The organism is Bradyrhizobium diversitatis (assembly GCF_016031635.1).
GTDB lineage: Bacteria > Pseudomonadota > Alphaproteobacteria > Rhizobiales > Xanthobacteraceae > Bradyrhizobium > Bradyrhizobium diversitatis.
This window is the reverse complement of the sequence record NZ_JACEGD010000020.1, coordinates 34321-52667: the sequence shown is the minus strand read 5'-3', so window position 1 is coordinate 52667 and position 18347 is coordinate 34321. Positions and strand designations below refer to the sequence as shown.

Below are 18347 nucleotides of genomic sequence, written 5' to 3'. Positions count from 1 at the left end.
GGCGGCGAGAAGCTCAACCTGACGAAGGACGGCGCACTTCGAAATACGTCTTGCCGCCACGAAGAAAGCCCGCCCCCTCATAGAAGCGCAGCGTCGTCTCCCGTTTCGAACCTGTCGCCAGCAGAACCTTGTAGCAGTCGGCTTGCCAGGCAAGATCGAGCGCGTGCGCGAGAACCCGTCGGCCAAGGCCGAGCCTGCGGTAGTCGGCATGGGTAACGACATTCTCAATCACCCCGTATGACCGCGCGCCGCGAGACAGGTTGGGTACGATCGCGAGCGTACACGAAGCTACAAGCGCTTCGGCTGCCTGCGCCACGATCACGGTCATGAAGCTGGAGGACACCAGAGTCGTCCAGACGCGCTCGGCAGTGGCGGCCTCCAGCGGGGGATCGTGCGGGTGAAGATGCAGGTAAAGGTTCAACACCTCGGGCAGATCGCGTTCCGCCGCAGAGCGGACAATGGCTTCGGTCATGGGGTCGACATCCGGGGGCATTCCTTTACCTGGCATGTTATCAGATGCTACGGCCAGATACACTCAGACGCCGGTCCTTTGCCCGAAAAGCCGCAGGTCGTGGGGATAGCGCCCGACATGTGCGATGCGGATGTGCGATGCGTCCTTGTGTTTGGGATTGATGAGATAGTTTTGCGCGAACGGCACAATGACCGATGGCACCGACGCCACCGCGGTGCGCGCCTCGTCAAACCAGGGCCGCAACATACCACGTGTCATCCTGGGATCATCGGCCCAATCCTGTGAAATCTTCTCGATGTCGACCAGGCTTACCGTTTCGACGGCGAGGTCATCTGGCACGTCGATGCCAAGCAGCTGGTAGCTCGTCGGCAAATCCTCGAAATCGATTTCCAGATGCACCATCACTTCGAGCAGCGCCGAAGCCGGATGATCCGCGGCGTAGACCACATGTCGGCCGCGATCATGCCAGCGTCCGTCGGCCTTCAAACCGCCGATGCCCGATAGATCGTCGAAATTGGAGATTCGCCAGATCCTCACACCAGATCCTCAACTGAGGATGCCGTGATCGATCCGTTGCAACATCTCCTCGACGACACGCGCGCCTGCCTCCGTCGCGAGGTAGGCAAGCGGCGTCTCCCCGCGAAGCGCTTTCTTGGGCTTGCGGAGCCAGCGGTGCGCCTTCTGGGGCTCGCCGAACACGTTGGCGGCGAGACGATCGACCCTCGCCAGCCGCACCGCCTTGTCGGTCTCCTCGACCGTCAGTGGCTCGCCATCCGATAGTCGCCGCGCGAGCGTCCGCTTCGGCACGACGAGCGCGAAAATTTCGTCGTCGCTGTAGTTGGCGAGACGCTTCAGCGCGGCGGGCTCGATGCGAAACAGATGGTTGGCGTCGATGACGACATTGAACAACTCGGCCGAGGGCCCCGTTTCATCCGCACGACCGGCAAACTGGAGCGAAGGCGCATCCGTGACGGTCGAGAGGCCGGTCACCGCATCGAAATGCCCACGCACGACGGTGGCGCCGGGCTGCGCTTGATAGGTCTGCTCCGGCTCGGCGGCGGACAGACGTGCGGGCTTTGCCAGCTGGCGCTTGCCGGGAGGGGATTTGTGCGCAGGCCTTGACGACGACGTGCGGCCAGGTCGCTGCGTCAGGGCCGATGCCGCAATCGACTTAATTTGCTTGTCGGTTGACGAGCCGGGGGCACGAGGACCTCGCGAAACGATTGAACCAACGCCTTTGCCGGTACGTTCATTCTTTCTCATCGGAGCCCGCTCAATAGCGCTGTGCCAAGTGCCTGAAGAGTGCAGCCAAGTGGCATTTAAGCATATGGGCCAGTGGCTTCAAGCAGGATTTCCGAGGAACTGAGGCGCTCCTGCCCCGGGGTTCGTGCACTGTCATCGTAGCCGGCGATGCCAGGGGTCTTACGCTTTGAAAACTGATGACGAAAAGATCGGAATGATGCGGGCGATGGTCCCTGCTGCCGCTCACTGTTGCTGCAATTCCGAGGCGGCAAAAGCGCGCTTAATCTTCCAGATACAGCCAGAGCGAAGCCTATCGCCATGACTGTTCTCATGCTCCCCCCGATGCAGCAGAACGGGTTCGAACCTGGCGGTAGAGCCAAGGAATTCAAATCTTCCTTCGAGCTAAGTCAAAGAAAGAGCCAAGATTCTCGGTTGGCCGGCTTACCAATGAGAAGCTGGTACAGTTGGGTGGGCTCGAACCACCGACCTCCTGTTCCACAGACAGGCGCTCTAACCAACTGAGCTACAACTGCATCCTGGCGAGCCGCCGCTTCGGGCGCCCTTGATAAGGGCCGATCACCGAGGGGGCTGGACGGGGCGGAAACTAGGTGCAACAGGCGTTTTTGGCAAGGCCGCAAAACCCGATATTTGCCCGTCTCCGGCGCAAGAAAATGAGGTTGATCGGCTCCGTTCTTCACCTCTCCCTTTGGGAGAGGTGGTCGGAGGTCTTGGCGAGCGTCGATTGAACCCCAGGCGAATTCGCCCGCAGCGCTATTTCCAAAGAAAAAACCCGGACGCCAGGCCCGGGTTTCGTCGTCAATGCCAGTCCGATCGCTCAGGCGGCGGACGGATAATACTTCGAGGCGCTGGCCTTGATCGGCTCGGCGGTCTCATTGGCGACGCGCTGGCTGAGCTCGACCAGTTCCTTGGCCTGGGACTGGAAGGTCTCGAACTGCTTGCGGGCGTGGCCGGTCCACAGCTCCATCGCTTCGGTCGGCGACTTGGCGCCGAACAGCTGCTGGGCGAAGTCGAGCTGGGCGCTCGAATTGGCCTTCATGAACTCGACCAGCTTGGCGGTGTACTCGCTCGCGCCCTTGCTGGCGCAGGTGAAGACGGCCTCGACGGTGCCGTTGTGGGTCTCGGCGGCGTCCTTGAACTTGGCGTAGTTCTCACGGGCCTGCGACACGCCCTTCTCGGCGAACGCACGCATCTGCTCGGGAACCTCGAACGGAATGATCGAGGCAGAAAACGGATCAGTCGCACCTGTCATGGTTGTCCCTCACGCTAATGAAAAAATCGAGTGAGCCTTCTGGCGCGCCCGCCGGCCCCGATCGCGGGCCCTCGCATTCAGCGGGTACGAAAGTCTGGAAACGCGAAACGAATGAGATGGCTCGCCCAGCGCCCAGCACTATAATTGCCTATCATGTCAACATTGTGCATCGCAATGCGCCACGACGGTGCGCCGCGAAATTTAATCTAGGTTAGGGCGAGGTTCCCGGTCGGGGGAACCGGGGGTTGAGGTAGTCAGGTGTGTTGGGCAGGTGGCTCTTCACCTCTTCCGCTTGCTTGCGGGAGAGTCTTCGCTGTCGAGACACCCTCTCCCGAACCCTCCCCCGCAAGCGGAGCGCACCTTCGTCGGAGCTCTCAGCGAATCTCACTCGTCAGGCCGGCCTGACCCGCTGCCCTTCGAATCCCTTGGATGCAGCGGCGCTGCGGCTTGCGGGGTTGGCACCATTAAGGTTATCGCCGCTTGGGGCGCCCTTCCGGGCTTGCGGCCGTGGACCTGCCCGCGCCTCTCGGGCGATAACTCTTTCTTAAGGCTGCCATTCCGGCAGCCGCCACCTGATGCGTGAGCGACAGCCGGCCTCATGAAGCGTTCGGATTTCCAGTTGCGAGGTGTGGGCGATCCGCGGCTGGCCGTGCATGCGACCTCGCCGCTGGCCACCTGGCTGTGGTCGGTCGACGGCTCGCGCGTGCTGTGGGCCAATCCGGTCGGCGCGAACCTGTTCGGCGCGGCGACCAGCGCCGGCCTCTCCGACAAGGTGTTCGGCCCGGCGGACAGCCATCGCCGCCAGGTCGCCCGGCTCGCGGGCCAATTGCCGGCGAACGGCACGGTGCGGCTCGAACGGCTGCGCGGCTTCGGCGCCCGGCTCGGCACGCTGATGACCTGCGCCTGCGCGCGGCTCGACTTCGCCGATGGCGGCCATGCGGTGCTGGTCACCGCCATGGATCCCACGTCGCGCCCGATGCCGCTGGTCGAGCGGCTGTCTCGCCTGGTCGCGGGCGCCAAGGTGCCGATGGCCGCGTTCGCGCCGGACGGATTGTTCGTCGGCGCCAGCGAGGCCGCCCGCTCCCTGCTCGGCTTCCGCGATCTCTTCGAGGCCGGCCTCGACCGGGCACGCAGCGATGCGCTGGCAACCGGCCGCGCCGCGACGCCGATCGGCATCGGCCAGATGGTGCTGCAAAGGGTCGGCACGGGGGCCGATGTCGGCCTGGTCGCGCTGATCGAGCCGGCCGCCCGGACAGAGGCGGCGCGCGAGGCCGCGCCCGAGGTGGTGCCCGATATCGCACAGAGCCAGCCGGCTCCGCCCGCGCCCGAAGTCACCCCCGTCGAGCCTGCGGCAGCGTCGAACGCGGCGCCGTCCGCGTTCGCGCTGTTCGACGCCATCATCGAACCGACCGAGACAGCTGCGCCAGGCGAGACGATCGCGCACACGCCCGCGCAGTCCGGCTGCGGGGCGGCACCGGAGGCCGCGCCGGTCCGGACCATTGAAGAGCCGATCGTCCCCGCCGCGGCCGACGCCGCGCCCGAAGCCACGCCCGAAGCCACGTCCAAGACTCCGGTTGAAAACCCGGCAGGGGCCATTGTGTCGCCGCAGGTTGTGCCGATCACTCGAGGCATGGTCGAGCCGGAGTCGGAGTCCTCGGGCCAGCAGGAGCCGCCCGCACCGCGTCAGCATCCGCTGCGCCTCCTCTGGCAGATGGATGCAGAGGGCCGCTTTGTGCTTCTCTCCGATGAATTCATCCGCCTGATCGGCGCGCACACGGCTGCCGGCTTCGGCCGCCCCTGGCGCGAGATCGCCGAAACATTCTCGCTCGACCCGGACGGGCGCGTCGCGCAGGCGCTTGCGAGCCACGATACCTGGGCCGGCATCACCGTGAACTGGCCGGCCGACGGCGGCGAGCGTCTTCCGGTCGAGCTCGCGGGCCTGCCGGTCTACGACCACGAGCGTAACTTTGCCGGCTTCAGGGGATTCGGCGTCTGCCGCGATCTCGACGGCCTCAACCGGCTCGAGGCGCTGCGCCGCTTCGAGCTGCTCGCCGCGCCGCCGGCGCAGCAGGACCTCTCCGCCGACGCCGCCGAGCCCGATCCGGAGCCGGAGGCCAAGCCCGACGTCGAGCCCGAAGCCAAGCTCGAGACAGAGCCCGCGGCCGAGCCGGAAGCAACGGCAGCGCCTCCGCCGGTCGAGCCGCCCGAACCCGAGCCTGAACCTGCAGCCGCCACAGCCGACGCGAATTCACACCCAACCGATCTGGAAACGCCCGTGGAAACGCCCCCCAATGTCGTGCCGTTCCGACCGGCCGGCGACACGCGACCGCCGACGCTGACGCCGGTCGAGAACAGCGCGTTCAACGAGCTCGCACGGCAATTGTCCGAGCGGCTCGAACGCGATCGCGAGACGATCGCGGCCGACGCGGCCGAGCCGGCGGCGGAGATCGCGGCCGAGCCATCGGCGCCGGAGCCCGAGGTGCCGCACACCGCGGCCGAATGGCTGAGCGAGCCCGCAGCCCCGGCGCGCGGCATCAGCGCGCGCGACCGCACGCTGCTCGATCTGTTGCCGACGGGAATCCTGATCTACCGGCTCGACCGCCTGCTCTACGCCAATCCCGCCTTCCTCGCGCGCATGGGCTATGCCGGCCTCGGCGCGCTGGAGAATGCCGGCGGGCTCGACGCGCTCTATGTCGAGCCGGGCGTGTCGTCGGCGAGCAGCACCTCGCAAGGCGGCACACCCGTCACGATCAGCGCGACGGTCGCGAACGGCGAAGCGCCGCTTGCGACGACCGACGCGCATCTGCACACGATCGACTGGGACGGCGAGAGTGCGCACGCTCTGATCTGCGCGCTGCCGCAGGCGACACCGGTCGCCGCGGCGCCTGTCATCGCAGAGACCGTGATTGCCGAATCCGTCGTCACCGAGTCCGTCGTCGCAGCGTCCTACACCTACGAACCCGAGTCCGCGGCCGGCGAAGCCGAGGCCGAGGATCTCGCCGCCATCCTCGACACCACGGCCGAGGGCATCGTCATGTTCGATGCCGAGGGCAACATCCACGCCTGCAACCGCAGCGCCGAGGCGCTGTTCGGTTATGACGGCGAAGCGCTGCTCGAGCAGAACCTCTCGACGCTGTTCGCGCCGGAAAGCCAGCAGATCGTCGCCGACTATCTCGAAAGCCTGAAGAGCCAGGACATTGCCAGCCTGCTCGACCACGGCCGCGAGGTGCTGGGACGCGAGAAGAAGGGCGGCGTCATTCCGCTCGCGATGATCATGGGCCGCACGCGGCCCGACGGCCCGAACTTCTTCGCCGTGTTCCGCGACCTCTCGCAGAGCAAGAAGGGCGAGAGCGAGCTGACGCAGGCCCGCCGCCTCGTCGACGGCGCGGCCAATGCCAAGGCCGACATGCTGGCGCGGATCAGCCACGAGATCCGCACGCCGCTCAACGCCATCATCGGTTTTGCCGAGGTGATGATCTCCGAACGCTTCGGCGCGCTCGGCAACGAGCGCTATGGCGAATACATGAAGGACATCCGCGCCTCCGGCGAGCGCGTCATCGCCATCATCGACGACCTGCTCGAACTGACGCGGATCGAGACCGGCAAGCTCGACCTCACCTTCGACAACCTCAACCTCAACGACCTCGTCGAGGCCTGCGTCGCGGTGATGCAGCCGCAGGCCAACCGCGAGCGCATCATCATCCGTACCTCGCTCGCCCATGCGCTGCCGCAGGTGAACGTGGATGCGCGCGCGATGCGGCAGATCACCATGAATCTGATCTCGAACTCGATCCGGCTCGCCAGCGCCGGCGGCCAGGTCATCGTCTCGACCGCGCTGACCGACCACGGCGAGATTGCCTTGCGCATCCGCGACACCGGCCATGGCCTGTCCGAGCGCGAGGTCGCCGCCGCGATGGAGCCGTTCCGCACCCCGCCGCCCGGCGATGCCGCGGACAGCTCGGCGCTGAGCCTGTCGCTGACCAAAGCGCTGGTCGAAGCCAACCGCGCGCGGTTCAACATCAAGAGCGCGGGCCACGGCACGCTGATCGAGGTGGTGTTCGCACCAGCGCTGGCGGGGGCGTGAGGCGCTCACTGGCTTGCGGGCAGACCGCGCGCAAGCGCCGCCGCCTGCTGCAGGCTGATGCCGTTGGCCAGCGGGTCGGCATGACGATGCGCCAGGTGCCACTCGGTGCCCACGCGCCGGTAGACGAGCGTCACGCGCAAGGCCCATTCCTGAGCCGGCAGCCCTCCGACCTCGACGCTGTCCCGCTCGATCAGCGCCAGAACGACCATGTCCTGCGAACCGTAGGTCTGGACGACCTCCTGCCTGTGCGTGCCGTTCCTGAAGAACCGGCCCATCCGCTCCCACCTTTCGGGCGTGTACTCCGCGGCCTTTGACGGGACGCCGCCGAACGGCGACATCAGCACGAAGTCGTCGGTGAGGGAGACCATCTGCCGGTAGGTGCCGGCGTCGCCGCGCATCAGCGCCGCGTTCGCTTGCTGGGTATGGTCGAGCAGCTTTGCGATGACGTCGTCGGCCGTGGCCGCCTCGGCGACGACGAGCGGCATGCATGCCATTCCTGCGAGCGTGTGACGCCTGGACACAGCCGCGGGCGCGGCTGCGCGATGCAGATCTTGATCGTTCTTCATCCGAGGGCTCCGGTGTTGACGGTTCATGCGGTTGCACAAGATGCTGCATGCCGCTTTGACCGTGATGAAGCCAGTGATAAGATCTCAGGATCATGCTGAATCCTGCTCAGCTTGCCCGGATCGACGTCAGCCTCCTCGTCGTGTTCAGCACCGTGCTGGGGGAGCGCCAGGTCTCGCGCGCGGCGGACAAGCTCAAGCTCACGCCTTCGGCGGTGAGCCACGGATTGGCCCGGCTGCGGCGCATCTTCCACGATCCGTTGTTCCTGAAGACGCCGAGCGGCGTGAAGCCGACGGAGCGTGCGCTCGCGCTTGCAGGTCCCGTCGCCGAACTCCTGTCGCGCCTCGATGCGATCGTGTCGGCCGCCGAGCCCTTTGACGCGCGAACGGCGAGGCGATCGTTCACGATCGGCACACCGGATGCGTTGGCCGCGGTGTTTCTCGCGTCTCTCCTCGAGACCCTCGTCCGGGAAGGCCCGGGGATCGACATCCGGCTGCTGCAGCTGATGCCGCAACGTCATGGCAAGGCGTCGAGTCAGGTCTGGCAGGACACGCTCTCCGAGCTTGATTCGCACCGGCTCGACCTCGCCGTGCTGCCGGTCGGTCCGCTGCCGTCACGTTACGCCGAACGGCTGCTGTTCGAGGAGGACTTCGTCGTCGCCATGCGCAAGGGCCACACGATGGCCCGCAAAGTCACGCTCGCGACCTATCTGGCAGCACGGCACATGCTGGTGTCGGCGACCGGTGATGCGCTCGGGATCGTCGACGTCAGGCTTGCCGAACGGGGCCATTCCCGGCGCGTGGCGCTGACCGTGCCCAACTTCATGTTGGCGCTGGCGCAGCTCGCCGAGACCGATTTCATTGCGACCCTGCCGCGCCATCTGGTCGAACGCCATGCCGCGCGATTCGACCTGGTGATACGTCCCGTGCCGTTTCCGTGGACGCCCGACCCGGTGCGTGTCGTCGCCTCGCAAGCCGCGATGGCGGATGCCGGTGTCGCCTGGCTGTTCGAGACAGTGGCGCGCTGCTTGGGTCCGCCGACGCCGACAGCGCCCAGGCGTCGCGTCTCCTCCTGATGCCCGAATGACAAAAAGGGCACGGCGCTTGCGGCGCCGTGCCCTTTCGCATTCCTGTCGCTGGCCTCAGCTGTAGATCTCGAACAGGCCGGCGCCGCCCTGGCCGCCGCCGATGCACATCGTCACCACGCCCCACTTCGCCTTGCGGCGGGCGCCTTCCTGCAAGAGGTGGCCGGTGAGACGGGCGCCGGTCATGCCGAAGGGATGGCCGATCGCGATCGAGCCGCCGTTGACGTTGTACTTGGCGGGATCGATGCCGAGCTGGTCGCGGCAATACAGGCACTGGCTGGCGAAGGCCTCGTTGAGTTCCCACAGATCGATGTCGTCGATCTTGAGGCCGGTGCGCTTCAAGAGCTTCGGAATCGCGAACACCGGGCCGATGCCCATCTCGTCGGGCTCGCAGCCGGCGGTCGCCCACGCGACGAAGCGGCCGAGCGGCTTCAGCCCGCGCTTCTCCGCATCCTTGGCTTCCATCAGCACCACGGCGGCGGCGCCGTCCGAGAGCTGACTGGCATTGCCGGCGGTGACGAACTTGCCGGGACCCTTCACCGGCTCGAGTTTTGCCAATCCTTCCATCGTGGTGTCAGGGCGATTGCACTCGTCGCGATCGACGACGTAGTCGACGATGCTCTCGGCCTTGGTCTGCTTGTCGACGACCTTCATCTTCGTCTTCATCGGGACGATTTCGTCCTTGAACTTGCCGGCCTGCTGCGCCGAGGCCATGCGGCGCTGCGATTCCAGCGAGAACTCGTCCTGATATTCGCGGCTGAGCTTGTAGCGCTCGGCGACGATGTCGGCGGTGTCGATCATGGCCATGAAGATGTCGGGGGCGACCTTGAGCAGCTCCGGATCGACCGATTCCTTCGGCGTGGCACCGCCCGGAATCGAGATGCTCTCGACGCCGCCAGCGACGATGCAGTCCGCGCCATCCGAGCGGATCGAGTTGGCGGCCATCGCGATGGTCTGAAGCCCCGAGGAACAGAAGCGGTTCACCGAGACGCCGGCGGTGGTCTTCGGCAGCCCGGCGAGCAGCGCGGCCTGGCGGCCGATGTTCGGCGCGCCATGGGCGCAATTGCCGAGATAGCAGTCCTCGACATAATCCTTCTCGACGCCGGCGCGATCGACGGCGTGCTGGATGGCGTGGGCAGCCAGCGACATCGGCGGGGTGATGTTGAACCCGCCGCGGCCGGATTTGGCCAGGCCCGTGCGCGCATAGGAAACGATGACGGCTTCACGCATTGTTTTCTCCCTTGTCGAACGATTTGAACGGAACGTAGTTACGAGGCGTTCTGGGCGCCATTGGTACACAAAGTCAGCAGATCGCGGGAAAATAAAAATGCCGCTCCCGGTGACGGAGGCGGCGTTGTTCCGCGGGTCGGAATATCAATGTGAGCGTCACTCTATCCACACGTCATGCCCGGGCTTGTCCCGGGCATCCACGATCTTGGTCATGCGTGGGAAGGCGTGGATGGCCGGGACATAGGCGAGCGAAGCGACGCCGTCCTTTGGACGGCTATGCCCGGCCATGACGACGGTGAGAGTTCAGAACGTCAGCGCCTTGGCCTGCTTGACCTGCGGCAGGGCCTGCACCTTGGCGAGCAGGTCCGCCGGCACCGCGCCGTCGACCTCGACCAGCGCGATGGCATCGCTGCCGGGCGCGACGCGGCCGAGATGGAAGGTGGCGATGTTGATCTTGGCGTCGCCGAGCAGGCTTGCGAACTTGCCGATGAAGCCCGGCTTGTCCTCGTTGGTGACGTAGATCATCGACTTGCCGAACTCGGCATCGACGCGGATACCCTTGACATCGACGAGGCGCGGCTTGCCGTCGTGATAGACGGTGCCGGAGACCGAGCGCTCCTGGCGTTCGGTCGCGACGGTGACGGTGATCAGGCTCTCATAGTCGCTCTGGGCGGCGCGCACGATCTCGTCCACCACCATGCCGCGCTCCTTGGCGACGACGGGTGCGGACACCACGTTGACCTCGCCCAGCATCGGCCGCAGCAGGCCGGACAGCACGGCGGAGGTGATCGCCTTGATCTTCATCTCGGCGACGTGGCCCTCATAGGTGATCTCCACCTTGAGGATGCCGGTCTCGGTGAGCTGGCCGGCGAAGGAGCCGAGCTTCTCGGCAAGCGCGATGAACGGCTTCAGCTTCGGCGCTTCTTCGGCCGTGATCGAGGGGAAGTTGACGGCGTTCGAGATCGCGCCGGTGAGCAGGTAATCCGACATCTGCTCGGCGACCTGGAGCGCGACGTTCTCCTGCGCTTCGGTCGTGGACGCACCAAGATGCGGCGTGCAGATCACGTTGGGATGTCCGAACAGCACGTTCTTGGTCGCGGGCTCCTCGACGAACACGTCGAAGGCGGCGCCCGCGATCTGCTTGGCGTTGAGCGCATCGACCACCGCCTGCTCGTCGACGAGGCCGCCGCGGGCGCAGTTGATCAGGCGCATGCCCTTCTTCATCCTGGCGATCGCGGCCGCGTCGATGATGTTCCTGGTCTTGTCGGTGAGCGGGGTGTGCAGCGTGATGAAATCGGAGCGCTTCAGCAGGTCGTCGAGCTCGACCTTCTCGACACCGATGTCCTTGGCGCGCTCCGGCGAGAGGAAGGGATCGAACGCGATCACCTTCATGCGCAGGCCGAGCGCACGGTCGGCGACGATCGAGCCGATATTGCCGCAGCCGACGACACCGAGCACCTTGCCGGTGATCTCGACGCCCATGAAGCGGTTCTTCTCCCACTTGCCGGCCTGGGTCGAGGCGTCAGCCTGCGGGATCTCGCGGGCCAGCGCCAGCATCAGGGTGATGGCGTGCTCGGCGGTCGTGATCGAGTTGCCGAACGGCGTGTTCATCACGATGATGCCCTTGGCCGTGGCGGCGGGAATCTCGACATTGTCGACGCCGATGCCGGCGCGGCCGATCACCTTCAGCTTCGCCGCCTTCTCGAGAATCTTGGCGGTTGCCTTGGTCGCCGAGCGGATCGCAAGGCCGTCGTAGTTCCCGATGATCTCGGCCAGCTTGTCCTTGTCCTTGCCGAGGTTCGGCTGGAAGTCGACCTCGATGCCGCGATCCTTGAAGATCTGTACGGCGGCGGGCGAGAGCGCGTCGGAAATGAGAACTTTGGGTTTGGTCATGGGGATGTGTCCTTCACCGTCCCTGAGGGAGGATCGGCCCCGAGGGCCGGAATGAGGAATTGCGCAGAAGCACTTTGCTCTCCCTCTCCCCGTTCTTACGGGGAGAGGGTTGGGGTGAGGGGCAGCCACAGGCGAGGTGCTCGTGGAGAGAGCCCCTCATCCGGATCGCTGCGCGACCCGGCCTCTCCCCGTAAGAACGGGGAGAGGCGAAGAAAGCAATCACGCTGCCTTGGGCAGAGCGGCCTTGGTCTCGGCAAAAGCCCAGTCGATCCACTGCGTCAGCAGCTCGACGTCCCTGGCTTCGACGGTGGCGCCGCACCAGATGCGCAGGCCGGCCGGCGCGTCGCGGTAATAGGCGAAGTCGTAGCCCGCGCCTTCCTTCTCGACGAGAGCCACCAACTTCTTCGAGAACTCCGCTTGCGCGTCCTCGGACAGCGACGTGATCGCGGGATCGGTGAACTTGAGGCACACCGAGGTGTTGGAGCGGATCGAAGCGTCCTTGGCGAGGAAGTCGATCCAGGGCGTCTTCGCCTTCCAGTCGGCGAGCACCTTGGTGTTGGCGTCCGCACGCGCGATCAGCGCCTTGAGGCCGCCGATCGACTTGGCCCAGTTCAGCGCATCGAGATAATCCTCGACGCAGAGCATCGAGGGCGTGTTGATGGTCTCGCCGACGAAGATGCCTTCGTTGATCTTGCCGCCCTTGGTCATGCGGAAGATCTTCGGCAGCGGCCAGGCCGGCTTGTAGGTCTCGAGCCGCTCCACCGCGCGGGGCGACAGGATCAGCATGCCATGCGCGGCCTCGCCGCCGAGCGCCTTCTGCCAGGAGAAGGTGACGACGTCGAGCTTCGGCCAATCAAGAGCCTGCGCGAATGCGGCAGACGTCGCGTCGCAAATGGTCAGGCCTTCACGGGTCGCGCTGATCCAGTTGGCATCAGGCACGCGCACGCCCGAGGTGGTGCCGTTCCAGGTGAAGACGACGTCGCTCTTGGGATCGACCTTCGACAGATCGGGAATCTCACCGTAAGCCGCATTCAGCTTGGTGACGTCCTTGAGCTTCAATTCCTTGACGATGTCGCTGACCCAGCCCTCGCCGAAGGATTCCCAGGCGAGCGTGGTGACGGGGCGCGCACCGAGCAGCGACCACAGCGCCATCTCGACCGCGCCGGTATCGGAGGCCGGCACGATTCCGATGCGGTAATCGGCGGGGACCTCGAGCACTTCGCGCGTCAGGTCGATGGCGAGCTTGAGCTTGGTCTTGCCGATCTTCGCGCGATGCGAGCGGCCGAGCGCTGCGTCCTTGAGATTTTGGGCGTTCCAGCCGGGGCGCTTGGCGCAGGGACCGGAGGAGAAATGCGGCACGGTCGGCCGCGAAGCGGGCTTCGCTACAGTCATGATCTACCCTTCCAGATAGTAAGCCTCCCGTTGGGGGGAGGTGTCCCGCCGCGGCTGATACGGGAATCGGGAAGACCAGTCAAGGAAGTTCCGGGGCCTCACGTGCGAGTGATGGCGCCTCGGGTGCGATCTCCGGGGATTGGACGACGGCGAGCGCATTCAGCAAGTCCGTGGCATCGCTGATCAATTGCGCGGCCCTGCGGCGGCTGCCGACCTTCAAAATGCATTTGTCATGGGCCTGCACGACGTAGTCGTTGCCGACCTTGATCATTGAATAGCTTGTCATCGAAATCCCCGAACCGACCGAGCCCGGTGCCAGAAGCTGCCGTAGCACTGTTCGTTCCCGATTCAACGTGAACGACGGACGGGTAGTTTACCGCCCATTAAGATGAACGAATGCGCGATCCGAATTTGCTGATCGTGCAAGGCTCGCGGCCAGAGCCTCATTCCGATACAATCGGAACGGGACTCTGGATTCTTGTATTGACGCGTTTTCTTGACGCGAACCCACTTCGCTTGAAAACGCTTCCGCTGCCTCAAAAGCGGACAGTCATGCCCACATGACTCGCGGCAAATCCGAGCCGCTTGTAGAAGCGCTGCGCGTCGACGCGGGTCTGATGCGTCAGCAGCTCGACGAGATTGCAATTGCGCGCCTTCGCTTCCGCGACCGCCCATTGCACCAATTGCTCGCCGATGCCGCGGCTGCGACAATCGGAAGCAACGCGAACGTCCTCGAGCAGGCCGCGCACGCCGCCTTGGGAACTCAGGCCCGGCAGGATCGCGAGTTGCAGGCAGCCGACCACCCTGCCCGCGCTCTCGGCAACGACGAGCGTGAGATTCGGATCGCGCTCGACCCGCGCGAATGCGTCGTAATAGGACGCGGGCAACGGATCCTCCACGCGCTCGCGCGCGCGGCCGAGATGATCGTCGGCGAGCATCGCCACGATCGCGGCGACGTCCTCGCGGCGCGCGGGACGGATGGAAACGGCTTCGGCATTCATGTCAGACAACTCCGCACCTCAGCGCGCCGGCGCAAGGCCGAGAAACGCTTCGACTTCGCCGATCCAGCGGCGGACGGACGCATGGCGGCCGAGATCGAAGCCGCCTTCATGCGCGAGGCGCGTATAGGCGAGCAGCGACACGTCGGCGAGCGAAACCTCATCGCCGGCGAAGAAGCGGCTGCCGGCGAGATGCTGCTCCATGCGGTCGAGCGCCGCATAGCCGCGCTTGACCTTCTCGGGGTCGAGCTCGGATGCGTCCTTGCCCAGGTAGACCAGGAGGAAGCGGCACACCGCGATATAGGGCTCGTGGCTGTACTGCTCCCAGAACAGCCATTCGTCCATCTTGGCCGCTGCAAAGGCGTCACGCGGAATGAGCGTACTGTCGCGGGCGAGATAGCGGATGATGGCGTTGGACTGTGCGAGCGTGCGGCCGTCGTCGAATTCGACGGTCGGCACCTGACCGGCGCCGTTCATCCTGAGGAATCGCGGCGTGCGCGTCTCGCCCTTGCGCGTGTCGATCTCGATCCACTGGTAGGGCACTGCGAGCTTGTCGCAGACCCACTTCACCTTCAGACAGTTTCCGGAATTGCCGTCGCCGTAGATCTTCATCGCTGCCGCCCCGCCTTCGGGCGACAGAGCATCAGGACAGAGGGAATCTGTCAACAGGAAGCGGACGGCTCAGAACTTGTATCCGAGCCCGACGCGCGCGTTGTTCAGCGTGACCTGCGTGTTCATGACGGGCGAGAATCTCACATACTCGTATTCCACGCGCGCGAACAACCCGTCCCAAATGCAATATTCGAGCCCGAGGCCCGCGGTCCAACCCACAGCGAAAGTGTTGGTCCTGTGCTGGCTCTGAGTCTGCGACTGCACCGGAACAGCATACGTATTGCTCGTGGTCGTCGTAACGCCGCCGATCGTTGTCGATACGACCTGCGTGAGCGTCACGTCGCTCGTCACCGTGCGGGAGACGTCCATTCGGCCAACCGCGGCGCCGAAGAAGGCGTACGGCATGAAATCGCCGCCATCCCAGCCTACGCGGCCACGGAGCGAAATCATGTCCTTGACCTTCGCCGCGGCGGTGCCGATCAAGGTCACGTTGTAATTGTTGGTCGTGCCCTCTGGCGGGTTATCCCCGGGCGGGTTGGTGATAACGAGCGAGTTGTAACCGCTGGTCTGCGTGTAGAGAGTGTCGAAGTAGCTGTAGGTGCCTTCAAGACCGAGAATGGCATCGTACCATTGCCAATTGCGGCCAATGAAGCCGCCGAAATTGACGCCTTGCGTGTTGGCCTTGTTCAGGAGCGACCAGTTCGCGGTTGGTTGCTGCAGGACGCTGTCGCGGAAGATGTAGTTGGTCAGGCCGACCACGCTCTGGCTGAAATCGGTCGCGTCGGTCGTGTAGCCGGCGTTGCCGCCGATATAGACGCCATCCCAATTGCGGGTCGTCTTCGACAGGCCCTCGGTGTAGCCGCCGCGCAGGACGGGCAGATCCGGCATGTCGGCCGCGTGCGCGGCAGACACCGTCCCCAACATCGCCGCCCCCAACAAAAGCCCACGCATCGCAACGCTCCATCGACACTAACTTTCGCCCGTGATCATGGCTCGTTAACCTTAACCAATGGTTGCGGTAGGCAATTTCGTCAGTGCGAGCCGTGAAAAATACGCAAAGCAAAACGGCGCGGGATGATCCCGCGCCGTTAAGAGACGTTAAGCGATGAGGCCGACGATCAACCCTTGGTGACGAGCGGCGGCGGCATGTAGGCCGGCGGGCTGCTGAGATCCCAGCGCACGCCGAGCTTGATGTCGTGCGAGGTGATGTCCTTGATCTTGATCGAGGTCGGGCCGGAGGCACTGTTGTCGAACAGGCGGTAGTTGCCGGGCGCGGCGTCGCCGAGGTCCATGTAGCTGTAGGCCAGTTCGACCGTGAAGCCGGGGTTGACCTTGTAGGCGAGACCGGCGTGAGCGGCCCAGGCGAAGTTCCACTTTCCGTTGTCGGCGAAGTAAGCAACGCTGTTGTTGAGCCCCGGGCTGTACGAGACGCCGTCGTCGCGGAAGCCGCTGATCTTATTGTAGGAGCCGCCGACACCGGCGCCGATGAACGGCGTAATGCACCACCAGGTGCCGAGGTCGACGTAGGCGTTGGCCATGACGACCCACTCGGACTTGCTGCCGCTGTAGTTGTTGGAGCCGACGAAGCCCGGCCCGATGACGTTATCGGCGCCATGCAGGGTGGCCTTGCCGCGGTACTGGCCGATCACGTCCGCACGGAACCAGTTGTTGAAGCGATAGCCGACGCCGAGACCGAACAGCGGCGACGAGTCGAAGCCGAACCCCTCCGTCGTCTTCTGATACCCAGCCGGCAAGGAGGCGTCGATGCTCTTGGCGCGCTGGTTGGTCATGCCGATGTCGCCGCGCAGATACCAGCCGCCGAAATCGGCGGGCGGGGCGGGCGGCGCGTACATGGGAGGGGGCGCCGCGATCGGCATATCGGCGGCGAACGCCATCGACGAGATCAGGGTTGCCGCACCCGCGGCAAGCAGAGACTTAACGCTACGCATTGCTTCGTCCTTTTGGCCGGTGAGGCAAAGACGGGCGCCCCACGTTCTGGAAACTCACGACCCGGACGATGGCAGCAAATGTTTAAGCGCCACTTAACCCTAATTTTTAAGGTTGATTTTTTCTGTACCCACACGCCGATGCGGCGGCAGCGTTGCAAAAATGCGGCGCGGGGCTGGCCGCATTTCCTAACGATGTATGAAGCTGCAATGCAGCGAATAGTAATGCGTTAACGCGCGTGCCGCGGCAGCTTGGGCAGGAACACCGCGAGCAGCCCGATCGCTGGCAGCCAGGCGCAGACCTGGTAGACGAACTCGATCGAGGTGTGGTCGGCGAGCTTGCCCAGCACGGCGGCCCCGAGACCGCCGATGCCGAACGCGACGCCGAAGAACACGCCGGAGATCATGCCGAAGCGGTGCGGCACCAGCTCCTGCGCGAACACGATGATCGACGAGGTCGTCGAGGAGATGATCAGGCCGATGGCGACGCTGAGCACGGCGCTGGCGTAGAGGCCGGCATAGGGCAGCGCCAGCGTGAACGGCAGCGCGCCCAGGATCGAGATCCAGATCACGATCTTGCGGCCGAAGCGGTCGCCCAGGGGGCCGCCGAGAAACGCACCCACGGCGTTCGCGGCGAGGAAGATGAAGAGATAGATCTGGGCTGCCTGCGTCGACACGCCGAAACGATCGATCAGGTAGAAGATGTAGTAGCTCGACAGGCTCGAGACGTAGAGCTGCTTCGAGAACAGCAGCCCGACCAGCACCGCCAGCGCCACTGCGACGCGGCGCGAGCTCGGCGCGTCGGGATGGGCCTGAATCGTGGCCGACTTCCTCGCCTTGATCTGCGGCGCATACCAATTGCCGATGCGCCAGAGGATGAGGATCGCGAGGAACGCGATCGAGGAGAACCAGGCGATGCTGCCCTGACCGAACGGCACCACGATCAGCGCGGCGAGCACCGGTCCCATCGAGGTGCCGAAACTGCCGCCGAGCTGGAACACCGACTGCGCAAATCCGTAGCGGCCGCCGGACGCGAGCCGCGCGATCCGGGCCGACTCGGGGTGAAACACCGCCGAGCCGAGGCCGACCAGGGCGGCAGCGACGAGGATGACGAGATATTGGTGCGCGGCGCTGAGCAGCAGCAGGCCGAAGAAGGTCGAGGCCATGCCGATCGCCAGCGAATAGGGCTGCGCCTTCTTGTCGGTGTAGTGCCCGACCACCGGCTGGAGCAGCGAGGCCGTGAACTGGAAGGCCAGCGTGATCATGCCGATCTGCGCGAAGTCGAGCGCGTAGGTGTCCTTCAGGATCGGATAGACCGAGGCGATCAGCGACTGCATGGTGTCGTTGAGGAAGTGCGAGACGCTGATGCCGGCGAGCACGACGTAAGCCGGCCCTGCCGCCTTGGCGGCGGCGGGCGACACGTCGCTGACGACGACGGGCTCGGTCAGCGTTTCCTCGGAGACGACGACAGGCTTGTTCAATGGAGCGGTCCCGGCGGGCGCGGCGAACCGCCGCATCCGCTAGTTACGAAGCAAGCGGCGGTCGAACCACCGTCAATCG

General features: G+C 65.1%; 16 protein-coding genes and 1 tRNA gene. 2 read left to right on the top strand and 15 right to left on the bottom strand.

Annotation, left to right across the window (positions count from 1 at the left end):
* Positions 1–13: 13 nt before the first annotated feature.
* The 5 genes from H1B27_RS22465 to H1B27_RS22445 form a co-directional block, all read right to left on the bottom strand.
* Positions 14–472 carry a GNAT family N-acetyltransferase gene (locus tag H1B27_RS22465; protein ID WP_197967560.1) on the bottom strand — a complete coding sequence of 153 codons (459 nt, stop codon included), beginning with the start codon at positions 470–472 and terminating at the stop codon, positions 14–16.
* 63 nt (positions 473–535) lie between these two features.
* Positions 536–1009, bottom strand: coding sequence for an RES family NAD+ phosphorylase (locus H1B27_RS22460; RefSeq protein ID WP_197967559.1), 474 nt, complete (start codon positions 1007–1009; stop codon positions 536–538).
* Positions 1010–1018: 9 nt separating this feature from the next.
* Positions 1019–1483 (bottom strand): Xre family toxin-antitoxin system antitoxin, encoded by a 465-nt coding sequence (locus H1B27_RS41045; protein WP_197967558.1) that lies wholly within the window; start codon positions 1481–1483, stop codon positions 1019–1021.
* Between the two features lie 687 nt (positions 1484–2170).
* Positions 2171–2247, bottom strand: a tRNA-His gene (locus H1B27_RS22450).
* Positions 2248–2549: 302 nt separating this feature from the next.
* A complete protein-coding gene (locus H1B27_RS22445) occupies positions 2550–2984 on the bottom strand; it encodes a phasin (RefSeq protein ID WP_197967557.1) in 435 nt (144 codons plus the stop codon).
* A 598-nt stretch (positions 2985–3582) separates the two neighbouring features.
* Here H1B27_RS22445 and H1B27_RS22440 point away from each other — a divergent pair.
* Positions 3583–7068: a PAS domain-containing sensor histidine kinase gene (locus tag H1B27_RS22440; RefSeq protein ID WP_197967556.1), complete on the top strand. Its 3486-nt coding sequence runs from the start codon at positions 3583–3585 to the stop codon at positions 7066–7068.
* A 5-nt stretch (positions 7069–7073) separates the two neighbouring features.
* On the opposite strand, the gene H1B27_RS22435 is transcribed toward H1B27_RS22440, so the two are convergent.
* On the bottom strand, positions 7074–7553 hold the full coding sequence (locus H1B27_RS22435) for a YybH family protein (RefSeq protein ID WP_246515609.1): 480 nt from the start codon (positions 7551–7553) through the stop codon (positions 7074–7076).
* A 173-nt stretch (positions 7554–7726) separates the two neighbouring features.
* Between H1B27_RS22435 and H1B27_RS22430 the strand changes: the two genes are divergently transcribed.
* Positions 7727–8707, top strand: a complete 981-nt coding sequence (locus H1B27_RS22430) for a LysR family transcriptional regulator (protein ID WP_197967555.1) — start codon at positions 7727–7729, stop codon at positions 8705–8707.
* 66 nt (positions 8708–8773) lie between these two features.
* Here the strand turns inward: H1B27_RS22430 and H1B27_RS22425 are convergent, their stop codons facing one another.
* The 9 genes from H1B27_RS22425 to H1B27_RS22385 form a co-directional block, all read right to left on the bottom strand.
* The gene (locus H1B27_RS22425) at positions 8774–9946 is read right to left on the bottom strand and encodes a thiolase family protein (protein ID WP_197967554.1); all 1173 of its coding nucleotides are present in this window, start codon (positions 9944–9946) and stop codon (positions 8774–8776) included.
* A gap of 303 nt (positions 9947–10249) precedes the next feature.
* Entirely contained in the window at positions 10250–11839 is a 1590-nt protein-coding gene (gene serA, locus H1B27_RS22420) for a phosphoglycerate dehydrogenase (RefSeq protein ID WP_197967553.1), read from the bottom strand.
* 219 nt (positions 11840–12058) lie between these two features.
* Positions 12059–13231, bottom strand: a complete 1173-nt coding sequence (locus H1B27_RS22415) for a phosphoserine transaminase (protein WP_197967552.1) — start codon at positions 13229–13231, stop codon at positions 12059–12061.
* A 79-nt stretch (positions 13232–13310) separates the two neighbouring features.
* Positions 13311–13502: a hypothetical protein gene (locus tag H1B27_RS22410; protein WP_239621322.1), complete on the bottom strand. Its 192-nt coding sequence runs from the start codon at positions 13500–13502 to the stop codon at positions 13311–13313.
* Between the two features lie 265 nt (positions 13503–13767).
* A complete protein-coding gene (locus H1B27_RS22405) occupies positions 13768–14232 on the bottom strand; it encodes a GNAT family N-acetyltransferase (protein WP_131869240.1) in 465 nt (154 codons plus the stop codon).
* A gap of 18 nt (positions 14233–14250) precedes the next feature.
* Positions 14251–14841 carry a glutathione S-transferase family protein gene (locus H1B27_RS22400; protein ID WP_197967551.1) on the bottom strand — a complete coding sequence of 197 codons (591 nt, stop codon included), beginning with the start codon at positions 14839–14841 and terminating at the stop codon, positions 14251–14253.
* 69 nt (positions 14842–14910) lie between these two features.
* Complete coding sequence (locus H1B27_RS22395) at positions 14911–15792, bottom strand: outer membrane protein (RefSeq protein ID WP_061877475.1); 882 nt, start codon at positions 15790–15792, stop codon at positions 14911–14913.
* A gap of 167 nt (positions 15793–15959) precedes the next feature.
* A complete protein-coding gene (locus H1B27_RS22390) occupies positions 15960–16790 on the bottom strand; it encodes an outer membrane protein (RefSeq protein WP_197967550.1) in 831 nt (276 codons plus the stop codon).
* A gap of 227 nt (positions 16791–17017) precedes the next feature.
* Positions 17018–18268, bottom strand: a complete 1251-nt coding sequence (locus H1B27_RS22385) for an MFS transporter (protein ID WP_197967549.1) — start codon at positions 18266–18268, stop codon at positions 17018–17020.
* Positions 18269–18347 lie beyond the last annotated feature (79 nt).

Excerpts from the sequence above, each read along its gene's own strand:
- H1B27_RS22445 (WP_197967557.1), bottom strand. The coding sequence starts at position 2,984 with ATGACAGGTGCGACTGATCCGTTTTCTGCCTCGATCATTCCGTTCGAG.
- H1B27_RS22410 (WP_239621322.1), bottom strand. The coding sequence starts at position 13,502 with ATGATCAAGGTCGGCAACGACTACGTCGTGCAGGCCCATGACAAATGC.
- serA (WP_197967553.1), bottom strand. The coding sequence starts at position 11,839 with ATGACCAAACCCAAAGTTCTCATTTCCGACGCGCTCTCGCCCGCCGCC.
- H1B27_RS22425 (WP_197967554.1), bottom strand. The coding sequence starts at position 9,946 with ATGCGTGAAGCCGTCATCGTTTCCTATGCGCGCACGGGCCTGGCCAAA.
- H1B27_RS22390 (WP_197967550.1), bottom strand. The coding sequence starts at position 16,790 with ATGCGTAGCGTTAAGTCTCTGCTTGCCGCGGGTGCGGCAACCCTGATC.
- H1B27_RS22430 (WP_197967555.1), top strand. The coding sequence starts at position 7,727 with ATGCTGAATCCTGCTCAGCTTGCCCGGATCGACGTCAGCCTCCTCGTC.
- H1B27_RS22395 (WP_061877475.1), bottom strand. The coding sequence starts at position 15,792 with ATGCGTGGGCTTTTGTTGGGGGCGGCGATGTTGGGGACGGTGTCTGCC.
- H1B27_RS22400 (WP_197967551.1), bottom strand. The coding sequence starts at position 14,841 with ATGAAGATCTACGGCGACGGCAATTCCGGAAACTGTCTGAAGGTGAAG.
- H1B27_RS22440 (WP_197967556.1), top strand. The coding sequence starts at position 3,583 with ATGAAGCGTTCGGATTTCCAGTTGCGAGGTGTGGGCGATCCGCGGCTG.
- H1B27_RS22435 (WP_246515609.1), bottom strand. The coding sequence starts at position 7,553 with ATGCCGCTCGTCGTCGCCGAGGCGGCCACGGCCGACGACGTCATCGCA.
- H1B27_RS22465 (WP_197967560.1), bottom strand. The coding sequence starts at position 472 with ATGACCGAAGCCATTGTCCGCTCTGCGGCGGAACGCGATCTGCCCGAG.
- H1B27_RS22405 (WP_131869240.1), bottom strand. The coding sequence starts at position 14,232 with ATGAATGCCGAAGCCGTTTCCATCCGTCCCGCGCGCCGCGAGGACGTC.
- H1B27_RS22415 (WP_197967552.1), bottom strand. The coding sequence starts at position 13,231 with ATGACTGTAGCGAAGCCCGCTTCGCGGCCGACCGTGCCGCATTTCTCC.